General features: G+C 63.5%; 18 protein-coding genes. 5 read left to right on the top strand and 13 right to left on the bottom strand.

Annotation, left to right across the window (positions count from 1 at the left end):
- Window positions 1–22: 22 nt before the first annotated feature.
- The 4 genes from BG457_RS08560 to BG457_RS08545 form a co-directional block, all read right to left on the bottom strand.
- Window positions 23–1,045 carry a zinc-binding alcohol dehydrogenase family protein gene (locus BG457_RS08560; protein ID WP_071796665.1) on the bottom strand — a complete coding sequence of 341 codons (1,023 nt, stop codon included), beginning with the start codon at window positions 1,043–1,045 and terminating at the stop codon, window positions 23–25.
- Window positions 1,042–1,821: an ATP-binding cassette domain-containing protein gene (locus tag BG457_RS08555; RefSeq protein ID WP_071796664.1), complete on the bottom strand. Its 780-nt coding sequence runs from the start codon at window positions 1,819–1,821 to the stop codon at window positions 1,042–1,044. Before BG457_RS08555 ends, BG457_RS08560 begins: the two co-directional genes overlap by 4 nt.
- A gap of 68 nt (window positions 1,822–1,889) precedes the next feature.
- Window positions 1,890–2,828, bottom strand: a complete 939-nt coding sequence (locus BG457_RS08550; protein WP_071796663.1) for an ABC transporter substrate-binding protein — start codon at window positions 2,826–2,828, stop codon at window positions 1,890–1,892.
- A gap of 40 nt (window positions 2,829–2,868) precedes the next feature.
- Complete coding sequence (locus tag BG457_RS08545) at window positions 2,869–3,894, bottom strand: ABC transporter permease (protein WP_071796662.1); 1,026 nt, start codon at window positions 3,892–3,894, stop codon at window positions 2,869–2,871.
- Between the two features lie 132 nt (window positions 3,895–4,026).
- Between BG457_RS08545 and BG457_RS08540 the strand changes: the two genes are divergently transcribed.
- Window positions 4,027–4,929 (top strand): GntR family transcriptional regulator, encoded by a 903-nt coding sequence (locus BG457_RS08540; RefSeq protein ID WP_071796661.1) that lies wholly within the window; start codon window positions 4,027–4,029, stop codon window positions 4,927–4,929.
- A 56-nt stretch (window positions 4,930–4,985) separates the two neighbouring features.
- Here the strand turns inward: BG457_RS08540 and BG457_RS08535 are convergent, their stop codons facing one another.
- Window positions 4,986–5,315, bottom strand: a complete 330-nt coding sequence (locus BG457_RS08535; protein WP_071796660.1) for an L-rhamnose mutarotase — start codon at window positions 5,313–5,315, stop codon at window positions 4,986–4,988.
- A complete protein-coding gene (locus tag BG457_RS08530; RefSeq protein ID WP_071796659.1) occupies window positions 5,312–6,139 on the bottom strand; it encodes an amidohydrolase family protein in 828 nt (275 codons plus the stop codon). The genes BG457_RS08535 and BG457_RS08530 overlap by 4 nt, the downstream gene beginning before the upstream one ends.
- Before the next feature lie 64 nt (window positions 6,140–6,203).
- Here BG457_RS08530 and BG457_RS08525 point away from each other — a divergent pair, with 64 nt between their 5' ends.
- Window positions 6,204–7,310: a mannitol dehydrogenase family protein gene (locus BG457_RS08525; RefSeq protein WP_071796658.1), complete on the top strand. Its 1,107-nt coding sequence runs from the start codon at window positions 6,204–6,206 to the stop codon at window positions 7,308–7,310.
- Window positions 7,307–8,278: an aldo/keto reductase gene (locus tag BG457_RS08520; protein WP_071796657.1), complete on the top strand. Its 972-nt coding sequence runs from the start codon at window positions 7,307–7,309 to the stop codon at window positions 8,276–8,278. The genes BG457_RS08525 and BG457_RS08520 overlap by 4 nt, the downstream gene beginning before the upstream one ends.
- 107 nt (window positions 8,279–8,385) lie before the next feature.
- Here BG457_RS08520 and BG457_RS08515 read toward each other — a convergent pair whose 3' ends face one another.
- From BG457_RS08515 to xylF, 6 genes are all read right to left on the bottom strand, one after another.
- Complete coding sequence (locus BG457_RS08515) at window positions 8,386–8,943, bottom strand: thioredoxin family protein (RefSeq protein ID WP_071796656.1); 558 nt, start codon at window positions 8,941–8,943, stop codon at window positions 8,386–8,388.
- Between the two features lie 9 nt (window positions 8,944–8,952).
- Complete coding sequence (xylA, locus tag BG457_RS08510; RefSeq protein WP_071796655.1) at window positions 8,953–10,254, bottom strand: xylose isomerase; 1,302 nt, start codon at window positions 10,252–10,254, stop codon at window positions 8,953–8,955.
- On the bottom strand, window positions 10,251–11,690 hold the full coding sequence (xylB, locus tag BG457_RS08505; protein ID WP_071796654.1) for a xylulokinase: 1,440 nt from the start codon (window positions 11,688–11,690) through the stop codon (window positions 10,251–10,253). Before xylB ends, xylA begins: the two co-directional genes overlap by 4 nt.
- Window positions 11,690–12,436 (bottom strand): ATP-binding cassette domain-containing protein, encoded by a 747-nt coding sequence (locus BG457_RS08500; RefSeq protein ID WP_071796653.1) that lies wholly within the window; start codon window positions 12,434–12,436, stop codon window positions 11,690–11,692. The genes xylB and BG457_RS08500 overlap by 1 nt, the downstream gene beginning before the upstream one ends.
- A 3-nt stretch (window positions 12,437–12,439) precedes the next feature.
- Window positions 12,440–13,747 (bottom strand): sugar ABC transporter permease, encoded by a 1,308-nt coding sequence (locus tag BG457_RS08495; protein WP_084657552.1) that lies wholly within the window; start codon window positions 13,745–13,747, stop codon window positions 12,440–12,442.
- Window positions 13,748–13,841: 94 nt separating this feature from the next.
- Window positions 13,842–14,867, bottom strand: coding sequence for a D-xylose ABC transporter substrate-binding protein (gene xylF / locus BG457_RS08490; protein ID WP_071796652.1), 1,026 nt, complete (start codon window positions 14,865–14,867; stop codon window positions 13,842–13,844).
- 210 nt (window positions 14,868–15,077) lie between these two features.
- On the opposite strand from xylF, the gene BG457_RS08485 reads away from it, so the two are divergent.
- Both BG457_RS08485 and glf read left to right on the top strand, forming a co-directional pair.
- Window positions 15,078–16,394 (top strand): ROK family transcriptional regulator, encoded by a 1,317-nt coding sequence (locus BG457_RS08485; protein ID WP_342715445.1) that lies wholly within the window; start codon window positions 15,078–15,080, stop codon window positions 16,392–16,394.
- Between the two features lie 153 nt (window positions 16,395–16,547).
- Complete coding sequence (glf, locus tag BG457_RS08480) at window positions 16,548–17,699, top strand: UDP-galactopyranose mutase (protein WP_071796651.1); 1,152 nt, start codon at window positions 16,548–16,550, stop codon at window positions 17,697–17,699.
- Window positions 17,700–17,702: 3 nt separating this feature from the next.
- Here glf and phoB read toward each other — a convergent pair whose 3' ends face one another.
- Complete coding sequence (phoB, locus tag BG457_RS08475) at window positions 17,703–18,395, bottom strand: phosphate regulon transcriptional regulator PhoB (RefSeq protein ID WP_071796859.1); 693 nt, start codon at window positions 18,393–18,395, stop codon at window positions 17,703–17,705.
- Between the last annotated feature and the right edge of the window lie 5 nt (window positions 18,396–18,400).

Here is an 18,400-nt window from a genome sequence, read left to right as displayed (position 1 = left end):
AGGGCCATTCTTGGAATTAAGATCAGGGCGTTACAAGGATCTTGACGATACTGTCGCGATCCGCGACCAGATTGTCGAAGCGCTCTGGCAGATCCGCCAGCGCAATGACATCCGAAATCAGCGCTTCGGTCGGGATGCGGCCCGCGCGCATGGCCTCCATGACCTTCTCGAAATCCGCTTTCAGCGCATTGCGCGAGCCGATGATCCGCGCCTCGCGCTTGTGGAATTCGGAATCGGCGAAGGAGATATCCTCCTTGACCACACTCACCAGAACCGAGCTTCCACCATGCGCCAGCAGCGGAAAGCCCGCCTCGATGGCCTGCGCATTGCCGGTGGCGTCAAAGACCAGATCGAAGCCTTCTGCCAGATCGCCGCTGATCGCGGGCAGGTCGGGGCCGTGCAAAAGGTCAAAACCGCAAAGCTGGCGGGCCAGATCCAGCCGCTCCGGGCTGCGGTCGCTCAGATGCACCTCGGCCCCGGCCAGCCGGGCGAACAACGCCGTGCCCAGCCCGATTGGCCCGGCACCGACCACCAGCACCCGGTCCTCCGGCCCTGCGCCCGCGCGCGCCACAGCATGCGCGCCGATGGCCAGAAACTCGACCATCGCGGCCTGTTGCACGCTGAGCCCTTCAGCAGGGTACAGATTGCCACGCGGCACCGCGATCCGCGCGCACATGCCGCCATCGCGATGCACGCCCAGCACCTGAATGGCGGCGCAGCAATTCGGCTTGCCCCGGCGGCAGGCGCGGCAGGTGCCGCAAGAGATATAGGGGTTCACCACCACCAATTGCCCGGCATCGGGGCCGCTGGCAATGTGGCCCGCCAATTCATGCCCGATTACTCTGGGATAGTCCAGAAACGGGTGTTTGCCCTCATGGATGTGATAATCCGTGCCGCAGATGCCGATGGCGGCAATATCGACCAGCACCCAGCCCTCCGGGGCCTCCAGCGGCAGCGCGCGGCGTTCCAGCACAAACCGGCCCGGTTCAAGGCAGGTTCCGCAAGTCATTGTTGCGATGGCGCTGTCAGTGTCTGTCAGGGTCATGCCGGTGCCTCGGCCAGATTGCGCGCGGACCAGTCGGCGGGCAATTCGCCTTTCACGATCAGGCTCAGAACATCGTCCTTGTCCACCTCGTCGATACGGTGCGCGCCAACGACGCGGCCCTTGTTCATCACCACCACCCGGTCGCACAGTTCGAACACGTCATGCATGTCATGGCTGACCAGAAAGATCCCGATGCCCTCGGCGCGCAACTGGCGGATCAGATCGGCGACCATCGCCGTTTCCGACGGGCCAAGCGCGGCGGTCGGTTCATCCATGATCAGCACCTTGGTGTCGAAATAGATTGCGCGGGCGATGGCGATCACCTGCCGCTGCCCGCCCGACAGGCTGGACACGCGGTCGCGCAGGTTCTTGAAATTCGGGTTGAGCCGCGCCAGAACATCCTTTGTCGCCGCATACATGCGCGCTTCATCCAGATTGCCGAAACGGGTCTTCAACTCGCGGCCCAGAAACAGATTGGCCACCGCGTCCAGATGATCGGCCAGCGCCAGCGTCTGGTAGATGGTCTCGATCCCGGCGGCGCGCGCATCATTGGGTTCGCTGAACTGCACCGCGCGCCCCTGCACGCGGATTTCGCCGCCATTGGGGATCATCGCGCCGGACAGAATGCGCATCAGGCAGGATTTCCCGGCGCCATTATGGCCCAGCACCCCGACCACCTCGCCCGGATAGAGGTTGAGCGAAACATGGTCCACCGCCCGCACGCCGCCGAAATGCTTTTCGATGTCGATCATCTCAACCAGTGGTGTCTGGCTCATGAGCTTGCCTCTTGTCCTTGGTTCGCGTGCAATAATTTGGGGGGCAGTCGCCTGCCCCCCGGGGAGGATCAATAGAGCACGTTCTGCGCTTCGGGCGTGTCGATATTCTCGCCATCGACCAGAACCACACCGGTGTTGATGAAGCTCTCCACGGCCTCGCCGTTGAGAATGTCGATCACGGTGTTTACGCCCATCTCGCCCATTGCGAACGAACCCTGCACCGCGGTCGCCACCAGCACGCCCTCGCGGACAAAGTCCTGCAGGTCGGTGTTACCGTCAAAGCCGATAGCCACCAGATCACCGGCGCGACCGGCCTGCACCAGGGCGCGGCCCATCCCAACAGCAGTGGGTTCATTGGCGCCGAAAATACCGACCAGATCAGGGTTTGCGGACAGAACATCCGTGGTCTGGTTCAGCGCCGTCGCCATCTGGCTTTGCGAATAATACGGCCCGACAATGGTCAGTTCCGAATTGGCTTCCAGATAGCTGGTGAAGCAGCCAACGCGCCCGATCTCGGACCCCACACCTGCGACATAGGACATGATGGCAACCTTGCCGGTGGTGCCCGCCTCGGCGATCATACGGGCCGCGACCTCTTCACCGGCAGCGCAATTGTCGGTTGACAGAAACGCCTGATAGGTGCCCTCGGCGGCGTCATCCAGCGCGCTGTCGATGATAACAACGGGAATGCCCGCTTCAAAGGCGCGGCGTACTGCAGGGGCCAGTGCCTCGGTGTCCGACGGCGCCAGAACGATGCCCGCAACGCCCCGGTTGATCGCGTTCTCGACCAGATTGACCTGATCAGCAATGGCGCTTTCCGACGCAGGTCCGTCGAAGCTGATGGTATGGTCGGACTGCCCGGCAATGGCGGCCTGCGCGCCAAGGTTCACATTCTGCCAGAAGTTCGAGTTGGTGGTCTTAACGATGACGGCGATTTCACCGGCTTGGGCCGCGCCCGCAGCCATTGCAATCGCCGATGCGGCCATACACAGTTTCAGGGATTTCATTTTGGTCTCCTCCTCAGTTGAAATTCGGCACGCCCCGGCGTTATTGCCGGTTGCGCACCTGGTCGAGCCAGACCGCGCCGATAACGACGAGGCCGATCACGATTTGCTGGATGAAGGCGGATACGCCTGCCATGTTGAGCCCGTTGCGCAGAATGCCGATGATGAAGGCGCCGATCATCGTACCCGTCACGGTGCCGATCCCGCCCGAGAGCGACGCACCCCCGATCACCGCCGCGGCGATGGCGTCAAGCTCATACATCACGCCTTCGCTGGGCTGGGCCGTGACCAGACGCGACATCAGCACATTGCCCGCGAGTCCCGCCAGCGCCCCCGACATCGTATAGGCATAAAGTTTGACATGATCGACCCGCACACCCGACAGCCGCGCGGCTTCTTCATTCGAGCCGGTGGCGTAGATATGGCGTCCGATCTGGCGGCGGCGCAGCAGATAGGCCACGGCAATCGCCGTCACCAGAAGCAGGATCGCAGGATAGGGAATGCCGGGAAAGATCACGCGCGGAAAGCCGTTCGGCTGCATTTCGATCACGCGAAACAGCGCGCCATTGCCCAGCCTGCCGAAACTCTCGCCCAGCCGCGAGATCGGGGCCGCGCCGGTCAGTTGCAGCGCCAGACCGCGCGCGATCAGCATCATGCCCAGCGTGGCCACAAATGGCGGGATACGCATCTTGGTGATGACAAAGCCGTTGAAGGCCCCGCAGGCCGCCCCGGCCAGCACGCCAAGGCTCATCGCGGGCGCGACCGGCACCCCGGCCTTGACCGCCATCGCCGAGATCACCCCCGACAAGGCCAGCACCGACCCCACCGACAGATCTATCCCGCCGGTCAGGATGACCATGGTCAGGCCCAGCCCCAGCAACCCGATCACCGAGGTCTGCAACAGAACCGTCATCGCGTTATTCACGGTAAAGAAGGACTGCGCCATGAGGGAGAAACCCATGATCAGCAGGATCAGGGTCAGCAGTGCCGACAGGCGATGTAGATGAGCGCTTGTCGGCTCCATTCCGGCAAAACCGAATCGCCCGACTGGTTTGGCTGCGTGCGACATGGACCCCCCTTTATTCCGCATTTAATTATTTAGTACTAATCTACGCGCCCTTGATTCTTGTCAAGAGTTTTTTATAATTTCAAACATAGAACGCGCCGGGCAGAACTGGCGCCGACCGGAAGGCAGGGCAGAATGGCACGCAGCGACACGCGGTATCGAGAGGCCTATAACCGCATACTGGATTACTGCTCTACGCTGGCGGTCGGCACGCCGCTGCCCGCTGAAAGTGCTCTGAGCGAAATCGCCGGGGTCAGCCGCACGGTGATTCGCCGCTGTCTGGCACGGCTGGACGAAAATGGCTTCATTGCTTGGGACGGGCGCGAAAAGCATCTGCTTGCGATACCGGGCAAGGCCGACCGCATCTCGCTGCCCGACGCGCATGCCTCGCCCGACGATCTGGAACGGCGCTTTCTGGACTGGGTATTGCGCTTCGACGTGCCGGCCAACACGCCTTTGTCGGTGGCGGAACTGGCCCGGAATTTCGATGTCCCCCAGCATGAATTGAAAGAGTTCCTTGCAGGTCTCAGCCGCTTTGGCCTGGTGGCGCGGCGCAAGCAGGGCGGCTGGATGCTTCTGGGCTTCACCCGCGAATTCGCGGTCGAACTGTCAGATTTCCGGTCGGTGCTGGAACTGAATGCGATCGGCCATGTTGTCGATGCGCCGGTCGATCATCCGGTCTGGGCCAGACTGGCACAACTGCGGGACGAACATATCGCACTGAAAGCGCGCATCGAACATGATTTTCACGCCTTCTCGGAACTGGATGAAAGCTTTCACGAGGCGATCAATTCCGTGGTCAGAAACCGTTTCGTGGCCGAGTTCCAGAAGGTGATCTCGCTGATCTTCCACTATCATTACCTGTGGGACAAGACCCACGAGAAGGACCGCAACGAAGCCGCCATCGACGAGCATCTGGCGATCATCAATGCGCTCGAAGCCCGTGACGGCGCCGCAGCGCGCGCCGCCGCGCAGCACCATCTGCGCACCTCGAAGACAACGCTGCTATCGTCCTTGCGGGCGCATGATCTGGCATGACAGAGGGTTGATGGCAACAGCCCGCACGCCGCGCGAGCCCATGGCGACCGCGGGGGTCAGTCGAGATGAAAGACCTGCTCCATCGGCGCCCACCATTCACCCTCGGCGCGGCTGTCCAGCGGGCGTTGCATCGGCCCGCAGACCGCCCACCAGTCACGCGTGACCGGATCCGCGGCGATGGCGGCACTGTCGGCCTCGAAATCGCGGCCGGTATACTCCCAATAGCTGAACATCAGATTTTCAGGCTCGCGCAGGAAGATCGAGTAATTGGTGATGTTCGAGGCGCGCAGCCGCGCCAGCACCTCTGGCCAGACATTGGCATGCAGGCGACGATATTCCTCAATCTGCGCCGGGTCGATCCCGATCACATGGCCCATGCGTGTCATATATCCACTCCGTAAAAATGCGCTGCAGTGCCTGCAAAAATCTGCGCGCGCGCGGTCGCCTCCAGATCGGTGGTCAGTTCCTGCGCCACCGCCAGCCAGCCGGGATAACCCCCCGCCAGTTCCAGCACCGGCCAGTCACTGCCCCACATCAGCCGCGCAGGCCCGAAGGCGGCCAGAACATGCTCAAAGACCGGGCGCAGGCTCTGCGCCGACCAGCCAGAACCGAACTCATTCGCCAGCCCCGAGAGTTTGCAGAAAACCTGCGGGTGGCGCGCAAGGCGGGTCATGCCCTCGCGCCACATCGCGCCCGGATCGCTGCCGTCAAAGACCGGTTTGGCGCAATGGTCGATCACGATGGGCAGTTCGGGAATCTCCTGCGCCAGACGATCAATCACCCCCAGATGGCGCGGGGTGATCAGCGCATCCATGCGCAACCCGGCGCGCGCCACCATGCGCAGCGCATCAATATGTCCGGGGCGCAAAATCCAATCGGTCTGCGCAATATCCTGCAACATCGGGCGGATGCCGCGCAGCGCAGGATGGGCGATGCGCTCCAGCTGCGCCCCAACATCGCCGCTCAGATCAACCCAACCGACCACCGCGCGGATCAGCGGGTCGCTATCGGCCAGATCCAGCAGGAACAGCGTTTCCTCGACCGTCGGCGCCGCCTGCACCAGAACCGTGCCGCTGATCCCTCCGGCCCGCGCGAGCGGCGCAAGATCCGCAGGCAGGATATCGCGGCGGATCGGCGCCACGCTGTCGTCCATCCAGCCATAATCGCCGCGCGCGATACGCCAGAAATGCTGATGCGAGTCGATGATCACGGTTTCTCCTTGTCATAGCGGTCGGTTCTAAATAATAAGAGACTGTAATCAACGCGAGCCACCGATGTCAACAACCCCAATCCTTCAATTCGGCACCAGCCGCTTCCTGCAAGCCCATGCCGATCTGTTTGTTTCGCAGGCACTGGAAACCGGGGCCGCGCCTGGCCCGATCAGTCTGGTCCAGACCAGCGGTGATGCCACGCGCGCCCGCAGGCTCGCCGCGCTGGCCGAAGGGTTCGATGTCAGGATTCGCGGGCTTCAGAACGGTCAGCGCATCGACAGCACCGAACGCGTCACCAGCATCACCCGCGCCCTGTCGCTCAACAGCCAGACAGATACGGTCCGGCGCATCCTGCGCGACGAGGCCCGCCTCATCGTCTCGAACACCTCCGATGCCGGGTTCCGACCGCAGCCCGCCGATACTGGAAGCGCGCTCGATCCGGCGATGTCCTTTCCCGCCAAACTGGCGCATCTGCTGCGCGAGTGTTTCGAGGCCGGGGGAACAGCGCCGCAGATCATGCCCACCGAGCTGGTGCAGGGCAATGGCGCGGTGCTGCGCGCGCTGGTGCTGGGTGCGGCCGCCGGGATGGACGCGGCCTATCGCGACTGGCTGGCCGATGCCGTCACTTGGGTCGATTCGCTGGTGGACCGTATCGTCTCGGAACCCTTGGAACCCGCCGGGGCCGTGGCCGAACCCTATGCGCTCTGGGCCATCGCCGACCAGCCCGGACTGGTGCTGCCCTGCGACCACCCCTGCATTCAGGTCGTCCCCGATCTGGGACCGGTCGAACGGCGCAAGCTGTTCATCCTCAATCTGGGCCATACATGGATGGTCGCCGACTGGCTGGCACGCGGGCGGCAGGGTGGCAGTCTGGTGCGCGAGCGCATGGCCGATCCGGATCTGGCGGCGCGCCTGCGCGAGCTTTACACCGAAGAGGTGCAGCCCGCTTTCACCGCCGCTGGCGAAGACAGCGGCATAGACGCCTATATCGCCACGACGCTGGAGCGCTTCGCCAATCCCTATCTGGACCACCGCCTGAGCGATATCGCCCAGAACCACACTGAGAAGCTGCGCCGCAGGATCGGTGATTTCCTGGACTGGGCGCAGGCGCAGGGCGATACCGGCAGGAAGCCGCGGCTGAGTGCCGCCCTGACAGGAGAATTGTCATGAACACCAAGGAAATCGGAACTACCGGCGTCAGAGTCACTGAGGTGTCCTTTGGCTGTGCCAGCATCGGCAATCTGTATCACGCGGTCAGCGAAGATGACGTGCAGGCGGTGCTGCAAGCGGCATGGGATGCGGGCATCCGCTATTTCGACACAGCCCCCCATTACGGGCGCGGGCTGTCCGAGCAGCGGCTGGGGCGGTTTCTGGCCGGTCGTTCGGATTTCGTCATCTCGACCAAGGTGGGCCGGGTGCTGTCCCCCGCCCGTTCCCCCATCGCCGAGGCGGACGGTTTCGTGCAACCGGCGCAGAATGAGGTGCGCTACGACTATTCCGGCGACGGGATCGAGGAGAGTTTCGAGCAAAGCTGCGAGAGGCTGGGCCAAAGCCGCATCGACATCCTCTATGTCCATGATATCGGCGAATATACCCACGGGGCCGGGCAGGGCCGGCATTGGCAGGATTTTTCCGCCACCGGCTATGACCGCTTGCGGCGCCTGAAGGAGACAGGGCGCGTGGGCGCGATCGGGCTGGGGGTGAATGAATGCCAGATCTGTCTGGACGTGATGGATCTGGGCGCCATTGACGCGATTCTGCTGGCCGGTCGGCTGACGCTGCTGGACCGTTCGGCCGAGGCCGAACTGGTCCCGCGCTGTCTGGCCGAAAACACCAGCCTTGTGTTGGGGGGTATCTTCAATTCCGGCATTCTGGCCACTGGCCCGGTGCCCGGCGCGACCTATGATTACGGCCCCGCGCCGCGCGATGTGCTGGCGCGTGTCACTGATCTTCAGACCCGCGCCGCCGCGCTGGGTTTGCCCCTTGCCAGCGCCGCGCTGCATTTCGCCAAACGTCACCCGGCGGCGGCCTCGGTCCTGCTGGGGACGGCCAAGCCCGCCTCGCTGATGCGCAATCTTGATGCGCTGGCGCAGGAGATCCCGGTCGAGGCCGAGGCGCTCTTCATGCGCGCTGTCTGACACCAAAGCTTTGTCAGCCTGCAGACGCGCCCAAAGCTACGTCACGGAACCAGACAGCCAAGGGTGCGTGCGGGAGCACGCACCTTACCCTGACACGCTGCGCCGGATCACGCCGCCTTCCATTTGATCGAACAACCGATACTCGGGGTCTGCTCGCGCGGCCCTTCTCCCGTCTCGGCGATCCGGACCATTGCCTCGAACAACTCCCGACGCGCATCTGCCGGGCCGGGATTGCGGCCCGAGGCATCGAGCCGCCCGCGATATTGCAATTCCCCCTTTGCGTTCAGCCCAAAGAAATCGGGCGTGCATTCGGCCCCCCATGCGCGGGCGACCTCCTGCGTCTCGTCATGCAGATAGGGGAAGGGAAAACCCCGGCTTTCGGCCAGTTCCCGCATCCTGGGGAAGCTGTCGGCAGGGTAGGCATCCGCGTCATTGGCGCAGATCGCCACCACGCCAATCCCGTGCCCGGCCAGATCCCGCGCGTCGCGCAGGATCCGGTCCAGCACCGCCAGCACATAGGGGCAGTGGTTGCAGATGAACATGACCAGCGTGCCCTTCGCCCCCGCGACATCTGACAGGCTGTAGCTTTGGCCATCCGTCGCGGGCAGGGTGAAACCGGGGGCTTTCCAGCCGAAATCACAGACAGGGGGCGTCGCGGCGGGCATGGTCCCTCCTTACATGAAGCGGTTCACAAGGTTTTCCAGCTTCTCCTGTTTGCCAGAGTGTGGCTGCGGGTCAACCCCGCGCGCGATCACATCCGCCGTGATGCTGTCGAGATCCGAGGCCAGCATCGCCTGCGCCTCGGGCTTGTCCCAGCCCGCATAGCGCGTGCCGCGTGCGGCTTCCAGACGGCCATCTTCCAGCATGGCGGCAGCGGCTTTCAGGCCGCGCGCGCAGACATCCATCGCGCCCGCATGCGCCAGGATCAGATCCTCGGCATCCAGCGACTGGCGGCGCAGCTTGGCGTCGAAATTGGTGCCGCCAGAGGTAAAGCCGCCTGCGCGCAGGATCTCGTAATAGGCCAGCGCCACTTCCGGGGTATTGTTCGGGAACTGGTCCGTGTCCCAGCCGGATTGATAGTCGTTGCGGTTCATGTCGATCGAGCCGAACACACCCAGCGCGGCAGCAGTCGCGATTTCATGCTCGAAGCTGTGACCCGCAAGGATGGCGTGACCCTGCTCGATATTGACCTTGACCTCTTTCTCCAGCCCGAAGCGTTGCAGAAAGCCGAAGACCGTCGCCACATCATAGTCATACTGGTGCTTGGTGGGCTCCTGCGGTTTCGGCTCGATCAGGATCGTGCCCTTGAAACCGATCTTGTGCTTGTACTCGACCACCATCGACAGGAAGCGGCCCATATGATCGAGCTCGCGCTTCATATCGGTGTTCAGAAGGGTCTCATAGCCTTCGCGCCCACCCCAGAGAACGTAGTTCTCGCCCCCCAGCCTGTGGGTCGCATCCATGCAGGTCTTCACCGTCGCCGCCGAGAAGGCAAACACATCCGGGTCGGGGTTCGTCGCCGCCCCGGACATGAAGCGGCGATGGCTGAACAGGTTTGCCGTGCCCCAGAGCAGTTTCGGCCCGCCCGCGTCCATCTTGGCCGCGAAATACTCGGTCATTTCTTCCAGATTGCGGGTGTTTTCCGCGAAATCCGCGCCTTCGGGGCGCATATCGACATCATGGAAGCAGAAATAGGGCGCGTTCAGGATACGGAACATCTCGAAGGCAACATCGGCCTTGAGTTTCGCATGTTCCATCGTATTGCCGAACCACGGACGCAGGAAGGTCTGGCCCCCGAACGGATCGCCGCCGGGCCATGCGAAATTGTGCCAGTAGCAGATCGCGAACCGCAGATGATCCTCCATGCGTCGCCCGAGGATGATCTCATCGGGATTGTAATGGCGGAAGGCGAAGTCGGACTCGGCCTCTGCGCCCTGATAGGTCAGTTGCGGGATACCTGCGAAAAAATCGGTCATGTCAGATCCTTGAGTGCGGTTTGTGCCGCGCGGTAGCGGGCATGGGTGTCGTTGAATGCGGGGGTCATTGTGCCCACCGGGGCTATTTCCCGCGCGATCGGGGGCAAAGGCATGGCCTCGGTGCTGGCGCCGGTTGCGGCCATCAGACCAAGTCGCGCAGCCCCAAGCGCGGCCCCGAAATCGCCCGCTTCGGGCAGCAGGATCGGCAGGTCCAGCACTGTCGCCAGCGCCGAGAGCCAGTAATCCGAGCGCGCCCCGCCGCCCGCGGCGATCAGCGTGTCAATCCGCGTGCCGGTGGCAGCGAGCGCGTCCTGACAGTCTTTCAGCGCGAAAACAACGCCTTCAAGCACGGCGCGGGTGGCCGCATCGCGGTCGGTCGCATGTTCCAGCCCGAGAAAGGCACCGCGAATGCTGGCATTGTTCAGCGGCGTCCGCTCGCCGCCCAGATAGGGCAGGAACAGGGTGCGACCGGGGGCCTGCAGCGCGCCCAGATGGGCGGTCAAGGCAGCCGGGCTTGCGCCCGCCAGATGCGAAAACCAGTTCAGCGCATCTGTCGCGGCAAGGATTACGCCCATCTGGTGCCATGTGCCGGGCAGCGCGTGGCAGAATGTATGCACGGCCGTTTCCGGCGCGGGCGCATAGCCATCGGTTGCGGCGAACAGCACGCCCGAGGTGCCGAGACTGACAAAGCCCTGCCCACCGCGCGCAACGCCAAGGCCAATGGCGGTCGCAGCATTGTCGCCAGCCCCCCCCGCGACCGGGATGCCGGGCGTCAGGCCGAAATCAGAGGCCAGCGCGGCGCGCAGCCCGCCAGAGGGGGCAGAGCCTTCGACCAGCGCAGGCATGTGATCGCGGGAAAGATGCGTCGCGGCCAGCAGGTCGTCAGACCAGTCGCGCGCGCCCACATCCAGCCAGCTTGTCCCGGCCGCATCCGACATTTCCGCAACATGGTCGCCGGTCAGCCATAGCCGCAGATAATCTTTCGGCAACAGCACCTTGGCCGCGCGGGCAAAGAGATCCGGCTCCTCTTCTTCCATCCAGACCAGCTTGGGCGCGGTAAAGCCCGGAAAGACGATATTGCCGCTGACCGCGCGGAAGCGCGGATCTGCATCCAGCCGCGCGGCCTGCGCATGCGAGCGCGTGTCATTCCACAGGATAGAGGGGCGCAGCACAGTGTCAGAAGCATCAAGCACCGTCGCGCCATGCATCTGGCCCGAGAGCCCGATGCCCGCAATCGCCGCCATGTCGATCTTCCCGGCCAAGGCGCGCAACACCGCTTCCCCGGCAGCGATCCAGTCGGCCGGATCCTGCTCGGACCAGCCCGGATGGGGGCGGGCGACGCTCAGCGGTGCGCTGGCTTCCGCCACCACTGCGCCGCCCGCATCAATCACCAGCCCTTTCAGGCCGGATGTGCCCAGATCAAGGCCCAGATACATTACGCCGCCTTTTCCGGTTTCTTGCCCATGATGATCATCGACAGGATATCGTCTTCGGTGACATCCTCGACCCGCTCGGTGCCGATCAGTTGCCCGTTCTTCATGACGGACACGCGGTCGCAGAGCTCCATCATCTCGCGCGTGTCATGGCTGATCAGGAAGATGCCCAGACCCTGCGCTTTCAGCTCCATGATCAGATCGGCGACCATCTTGGTTTCATGCACGCCCAGAGCGGCTGTCGGCTCGTCCATGATCAGGATGCGCGCGTTGAAATAGACCGCGCGCGCAATCGCCACGGATTGCCGCTGACCGCCCGAGAGTGCGCTCACCGGTTCCGCGATCTTGCGGAAATTCGGGTTCAGCCGCGCCATGATCTTGCGGGTCTCGGATTCCATGCGGCTGTCATCAAGGAAACCGAACATGGTGCGCAATTCACGCCCCAGAAACAGGTTTGCGGGCGCGGGCAGGTTATCGGCCAGTGCGAGGGTCTGGTGGATCGTCTCGATATGATAGGCGCGCGCATCGCGCGGGCTATTGATCGTGGCTTTCTTCCCGTCGATCCAGATCTCGCCGCTATCGGCGCGGTAGGCACCCGACAGGATTTTGATCAGCGTGGATTTGCCTGCGCCATTATGGCCCAGAAGCCCCACGACTTCGCCCGGATAGAGGTCAATCGAGACATCATCGACGGCCTGCACACCGCCAAAGGCTATCGAGAGGTTGCGGATATCTACAAGCGGGGTCATGGCTTAGCCCTTCCCTGTGCGGCGGCGATAGATGATGTCGATAAGCACGGCGAGCACCAGCACGGAGCCCACGACGATATTCTGCAAAGGCGCGTCAACGCCGACCATGGCCATGCCCGATTGCAGCGATTGCATGATCAGCGCGCCGAGGATCGCACCATAAATCGTGCCAAGGCCCCCGGCGAGCGCGGTGCCGCCGATGACCGCCGCCGCGATGACGCGCAACTCATCCAGCGTGCCGATATCATTCGAGTGGTTGGTCAGCCGGGCCGAGGCCACGACCGCCGAAATGGCGCAGAGAATGCCCATGATGGTGAAGACCTTGACCGTCAGCAGGCGCGTATTGATGCCCGACAGCTCTGCCGCCTGCGGATTGCCTCCGGCTGCGAAGATATAGCGCCCCAGACGGGTCTTGCGGGCGATGACGGTCATCACCACGGCGACGACGATCAGCAGAAGCACCGAGAAGGGCAGGCCATAGACTTCAGTATAGCCTTCCGGCATGACCTCGCCCCGCGCCTCGAATTCGCGGCGCAGACGCGCGACCGGCACTTCATAGGAATTCAGGATCTTGATGAAGCCGAGGATCGCACCGGCGATGATCGCGCCAAGCGCAACCTCAGCCCAGAGCGGCTTGACCGGGAAGCCATGGCGCATCTTGTCGCGACGTTTGGCCCAGAGCCCGACAAGGGCTGCTGCTGTCGCGGCAAGCCCCAGCACCCAGGACCAGAATTCGCCCAATGTGCCATTGATGCCCCCGAACATCTGGAATGTGGGGTCCAGCGGCCCGATGGTCTGGCCGGTGGTCAGATACCAGCCGACATTGCGCCAGACCAGAAGCCCGCCCAGCGTGACGATGAAGGCTGGGATCAGCAGATACCCGCTCAGGTAGCCATGAAAGGCCCCGATCAGCCCCCCCACGACCACCCCTGCGCAGATGGCAAGCCAGGGGATCATCGGATGCCCGAGCGGCAGGCCCAGATATTGCGGCAACCATGCGGTCTGCATCATCGCCATGACGGCGGAACAGGTGGCCAGAAGCGCACCCACGGACAAATCGATATGACGGGTGACGATGACAAAGACCATGCCGGTTGCCATGATCGCCACACTGACGGTCTGGATCGTCAGATTGAAGATGTTGCGCGGCGTGAGAAACCGGCCATCTGTCAGAATGTTGAACACGACCAGCACCACGATAAAGGCCCCGATCATGCCCAATAGGCGGGTGTCGAGTTCCAGCGTGTCGGTCAGCTTCGGGCGCGCGGGAGCTTTGGCTCCTGCGGGTCGGGTAGTGTCAGAGGTGCTCATGGGATCTGTCCTGCCAGTAAGGGCCGGGTTGCATCGGGATGCGGAAAAAGGGGCGGCGGCGTCAGGCCGCGCGCCCCGGTTCAGTCACGTCGGATCAGTTGCAGGGTGCCGGGCCTGCGCTCACGCCCTGGCAGAGCGCTTCCTGGCTGATCCAGCCCGCATCGACGACCAGCGACAGGTTGTCGGCGGTGATCGGAACGGGCTCAAGGAACATCGACACCATCTCGGTGCCCGCGGGCGAGGTCCACATCTCTGCGCCCTCGATATCGGCCATCTCGGTGCCACCTGCGAGCGCGACAGCAATCTCACCGGCCGCGCGGCCCAGATCGCGCGCGTCTTTCCAGACGCTGACGGTCTGGGTGCCAAGTGCGATACGGTTCAGTGCGGCATGGTCGCCATCCTGACCCGAAACCGGGATCCCCTGCATGCCCTGCGCGGTCAGCGCCGCGACGGCGCCGCCAGCGGTGCCGTCATTCGAGGCCACAACCGCATCCACATTATTGTCCTGCGCGGTCAGGATCTGCTCCATGTTGCGTTGCGCGTTCGCGGGCAACCAGCCATCGGTATAGGCTTCGCCGACGATCACGATATCTCCTGCGTCAATCGCGGCCTGCAGCACTTCCTGCTGACCACCGCGCAGGAAATCCGCGTTCGGGTCGGTGGGCGAGCCCTTGATCATGACATAATTTCCGCTCGGTGCCGCTTCGAGCACGGCGCGAGCCTGCATGCGACCGACTTCCACATTGTCGAAGGTCAGATAAAAGGCGCGGCTGTCCTCGATCAGGCGGTCATAGGCGACAACAGGGATGCCTTCATCCGCAGCGGCCTGCACAGCCGGACCGATTGCGGCGGCGTCCTGCGCCAGAACGATCAGAGCGTCAACGCCCTGTGCGATCAGGCTTTCAATGTCCGACAACTGCTTGGATGACGAGGATTGCGCGTCAGCCGAAACATAGGTCGCGCCTGCAGCGTCAAGGGCTGCACGGATCGCGGCTTCGTCGGTCTGCCAGCGCTCTTCCTGGAAATTCGACCAGCTGACGCCGATGGTCAGCGAATCCGCCCAGGCTGCCGAGCTAAAGCCAATCGTCGCGGCGATTGCCGCGCTCAGAATTCTGTTCATGTATTCCTCCCTGAACATGATCGGACCGACTCTTTGGTGGTCAGATGCACAGATCATGCCATATATTTTTCGGCTGTCAAATTAAATTTACGCGGCATTCGCGTTTTATTGGCCATTTCGCAGGTGCGGCATGAGAATTCTCTGGACATATTGTGAGTTTCGCAGCTTTATTAGTTTGGCCGACGAATTTAATCGCAGAAGGGGGGCAGGGTGACCGCGCTGGATAGCTATCGTGCCGGGCAGGGGCCGGACCGCATGCTGGCGGGCTGCGGGCCGTTGCTGCGCGATGTCGCGCATATGCCCGCTGCCCTGCAGCGCCCGCTCCGCCAGACGCTTTTCGAATATGTGCGCGCACAGGGCAGCACAACGCGGGCCGAAATGGCGCGGGCGCTGGGGGTCAGCGCCGCATCGGTCAGCGCGGTGACGGGCGAGCTGATCACCGAAGGATTCCTGCGCGAAACCGCCGAGGTTGAAAGCCCCGAGGCCGACAGTCCGCGCTCCGGGCGCGGACGCCCCCCGGTCAGCCTGCAGGTCGCGGCGGAAACCTCTCATGTCATCGGCATGAAACTGGGCGACCTGCGCCACACGGCGGTGCTGAGCGATTTCGCGGGCCAGCGTCTGACGGAACTGAGCCTGCCCACGCGCCCGCATCGCAAGAGCGCCGCCGTGCTGATCGCCGAAGCGCGCAGTCTGGTCGATCAGTTGCTGACCAAACACGGCATGACCCGCAGCGATATCAGTTGCATCGGGATCGGCATGGCGGGGATGGTGGATTATACCACCGGCAATGTTCCATGGTCGCCGATGCTGGACGCGCCCGCCACAGCCCTGAGCGCGCAATTCGAGACCGCCCTGGGGATCCCCGCCTATCTGGACAATGACGCCAATCTGCTGACGCTCGCGGAACTGTGGTTCGGCGGCGGGCGCGGCACGTCGGATTTCGCGGTGGTCACGATCGAACATGGTGTGGGCATGGGGCTGGTCCTGTTCAATCAGCTTTACCGTGGTGCACGCGGCATGGGGATGGAACTGGGCCACACCAAGGTGCAACTGGATGGCGCGCTCTGCCGCTGCGGCAAGCGCGGCTGTCTGGAAGCCTATGTCGCGGATTATGCGCTGGCGCGCGAAGCCGCGACAGCGCTGGACCAGCATGCAAGTTTCTCGGAAAGCCCCCTCGCGCTGCTGGAAGAACTGTTCGCCGAGGCGCGGCGCGGCAATGAGGCGGCGCTGTCGATCTTTCGCCGCGCCGGGCGCTATCTGGCGCTTGGCCTGTCGAATGTGGCGCAGATGTTCGACCCGGAAGTAATCATCCTTTCGGGAGGGCGCATGCAGTATGATTACCTCTATGCGCGCGAGGTGCTGGCCGAGATGCAGGCCATGACCCTGACCGGCGCCCGCGTCCCGACCAAGGTCGAGATCCATGCCTGGGGCGATCTGGTCTGGGCGCAGGGGGCCGTCGCGCTAGCCCTGGGGCAGGTCACCGAAGAGCGCTTGGGCGTCGGTGCGCTGCGCAGCGGCGCGGCCTGAGCGCAGCCGGCCGACACAAAAATACGCCTCTGATGCATCGGCATTAACCAGACCGTAAGGTTAATTCAGCAGGATCGAGAACAGTGCAGAAGCACAGTTCTGCGCCGCTGTGCCCGGCAAGGGCGGCACCGGATCGCTGTAAGGGACGCGCGCATGCCTGCACCGAAATCGATTCTTGTCACCGGCGCCGGGCTCAGCGGTGCGGTGGTGGCGCGCGGGCTGGCAGAAGCCGGGCATCGCGTGACCATCATCGAAGAGCGTGACCATGTGGCCGGAAACTGCCACACGGCGCGCGACCCCCAGACCGGGGTGATGCTGCATCACTACGGGCCCCATATCTTTCACACCGATGATGCGCAGGTCTGGGACTATGTGACCCGTTTTGCCGTGATGATGCCCTATCGCCATCAGGTGAAAGCGCAGGTCGCGGGGCAGGTCTATACGCTGCCGGTCAACCTGCACACGATCAACCAGTTCTTCGGCGCGGCGTTGCGCCCGGCGGAAGCGCGCGATTTCATCACAGCACAGAGTGAGGGGGGCGAACCCGTCTCCTCCGAGGATCAGGGCCTGCGCCTCATGGGCCGCGCGCTCTATGAGGCGTTCTTTCAGGGATACACGCGCAAGCAATGGGGGGTGGAACCTACGCGCCTGCCTGCCGCGATCCTCAAACGCTTGCCGCTGCGCTTTTCCTATGACGACAATTACTTCGCGCATCACTTTCAGGGCATTCCGCGCGAGGGCTATACCGCGATGGTGCAGGCGATCCTTGCCCATCCGCGGATAGACCTGCGGCTGAACACGGCAGCCGAAACCGTTGCGGGCCAGTTCGATCATCAGGTCTATACCGGACCGCTGGACCGCTATTTCGGGCACAGATTCGGGCGGCTGGGCTACCGCACGCTGCGATTCGAGCATGAGCGGGTGGCGGCGCCCTATCAGGGCACTTCGGTCATGAACTACTGCGACGAATGCGTGCGCTTCACGCGGATCACCGAGCATATGTATTTCGCGCCATGGGAGATGGACCGCTTCACAAAGTCAGTGATCACGCGGGAATACAGCGCACAGGCAGGGCCGGGGGATATTCCCTATTACCCGATCCGACTTCTGGACGACCAGAGCCTGCTGGCGCGCTATCAGGCGCTGGCCCGGCAGACCGGGGGCGTTACCTTTCTGGGGCGGCTGGGCACCTATGCCTATCTGGACATGGATGTGGCCATCCGCAAAGCGCTGGATACGACCGCGCATCTGCTGCAGGCTTTTGCGCAAGAGGCGCGGCCACAGGTATTTCCCGATGCGGCCTGAGCGTCAGCCCATCGCATAGCCCGCGCCGCGCACTGTGCGGATCGGATCGTCACCCCCCTGCGCGCAAAGTGCCTTGCGCAACCTGCCCACATGCACATCCACCGTGCGGGTATCGATATAGATATCGCGCCCCCAGACGCGATCAAGCAGCGCCTCGCGCGTCCAGACCTTGCCGGGGCGCTCCATGAAGGCCCCCAGCAGGCGAAACTCCGTCGGCCCCAGATGCAGGCTATGGCCCGCGCGGGTGACACGGTAGCTGTCGGTGTCAAGCCTGATATCGTCATGTTCCAGCACCTGCCCGGCGACCGTGGGGCGCAGCCTGCGCAGGTTGGCACGCACGCGCGCGATCAGTTCGGCCACGGAATAGGGTTTGACGATATAGTCATCTGCGCCCGTATCCAGACCGCGCACGCGGTCGGTTTCCTCGGATCGGGCCGATACCATGATGATCGCCGCCTCGCGCCCGGCGGGGCTTGCCTTGATCTGACGGCAGGCTTCCAGCCCGGAAAGGCGCGGCAGCATCCAGTCCAGCAGCACGATATCGGGGCCTTGTTCCGCAACCGCCAGCACGGCTTCTTCGCCGTCCTTGGCTGTGGCGATCCGAAAACCGGCGGCTTTCAGGTTATAGCTCAGGAGCGCAAGCTGTGCCGGCTCGTCATCGACGATCAGCACCAGGGGCCGGTCGTTGTCGCTCATGTCCA

This window comes from Natronohydrobacter thiooxidans, from assembly GCF_001884735.1.
Taxonomy (GTDB): Bacteria; Pseudomonadota; Alphaproteobacteria; order Rhodobacterales; family Rhodobacteraceae; genus Roseinatronobacter; species Roseinatronobacter thiooxidans_A.
The sequence above is the reverse complement of the archived record's forward strand: the minus strand, read 5'-3'. Positions and strand labels throughout refer to the sequence as shown.

Bases quoted from the DNA above. Each gene is read 5' to 3' on its own strand.
- BG457_RS08560 (WP_071796665.1), bottom strand. From the start codon at position 1,045: ATGACCCTGACAGACACTGACAGCGCCATCGCAACAATGACTTGCGGA.
- BG457_RS08555 (WP_071796664.1), bottom strand. From the start codon at position 1,821: ATGAGCCAGACACCACTGGTTGAGATGATCGACATCGAAAAGCATTTC.
- BG457_RS08550 (WP_071796663.1), bottom strand. From the start codon at position 2,828: ATGAAATCCCTGAAACTGTGTATGGCCGCATCGGCGATTGCAATGGCT.
- BG457_RS08545 (WP_071796662.1), bottom strand. From the start codon at position 3,894: ATGTCGCACGCAGCCAAACCAGTCGGGCGATTCGGTTTTGCCGGAATG.
- BG457_RS08540 (WP_071796661.1), top strand. From the start codon at position 4,027: ATGGCACGCAGCGACACGCGGTATCGAGAGGCCTATAACCGCATACTG.
- BG457_RS08535 (WP_071796660.1), bottom strand. From the start codon at position 5,315: ATGACACGCATGGGCCATGTGATCGGGATCGACCCGGCGCAGATTGAG.
- BG457_RS08525 (WP_071796658.1), top strand. From the start codon at position 6,204: ATGTCAACAACCCCAATCCTTCAATTCGGCACCAGCCGCTTCCTGCAA.
- BG457_RS08520 (WP_071796657.1), top strand. From the start codon at position 7,307: ATGAACACCAAGGAAATCGGAACTACCGGCGTCAGAGTCACTGAGGTG.
- BG457_RS08515 (WP_071796656.1), bottom strand. From the start codon at position 8,943: ATGCCCGCCGCGACGCCCCCTGTCTGTGATTTCGGCTGGAAAGCCCCC.
- xylA (WP_071796655.1), bottom strand. From the start codon at position 10,254: ATGACCGATTTTTTCGCAGGTATCCCGCAACTGACCTATCAGGGCGCA.
- xylB (WP_071796654.1), bottom strand. From the start codon at position 11,690: ATGTATCTGGGCCTTGATCTGGGCACATCCGGCCTGAAAGGGCTGGTG.
- BG457_RS08500 (WP_071796653.1), bottom strand. From the start codon at position 12,436: ATGACCCCGCTTGTAGATATCCGCAACCTCTCGATAGCCTTTGGCGGT.
- BG457_RS08495 (WP_084657552.1), bottom strand. From the start codon at position 13,747: ATGAGCACCTCTGACACTACCCGACCCGCAGGAGCCAAAGCTCCCGCG.
- xylF (WP_071796652.1), bottom strand. From the start codon at position 14,867: ATGAACAGAATTCTGAGCGCGGCAATCGCCGCGACGATTGGCTTTAGC.
- glf (WP_071796651.1), top strand. From the start codon at position 16,548: ATGCCTGCACCGAAATCGATTCTTGTCACCGGCGCCGGGCTCAGCGGT.
- phoB (WP_071796859.1), bottom strand. From the start codon at position 18,395: ATGAGCGACAACGACCGGCCCCTGGTGCTGATCGTCGATGACGAGCCG.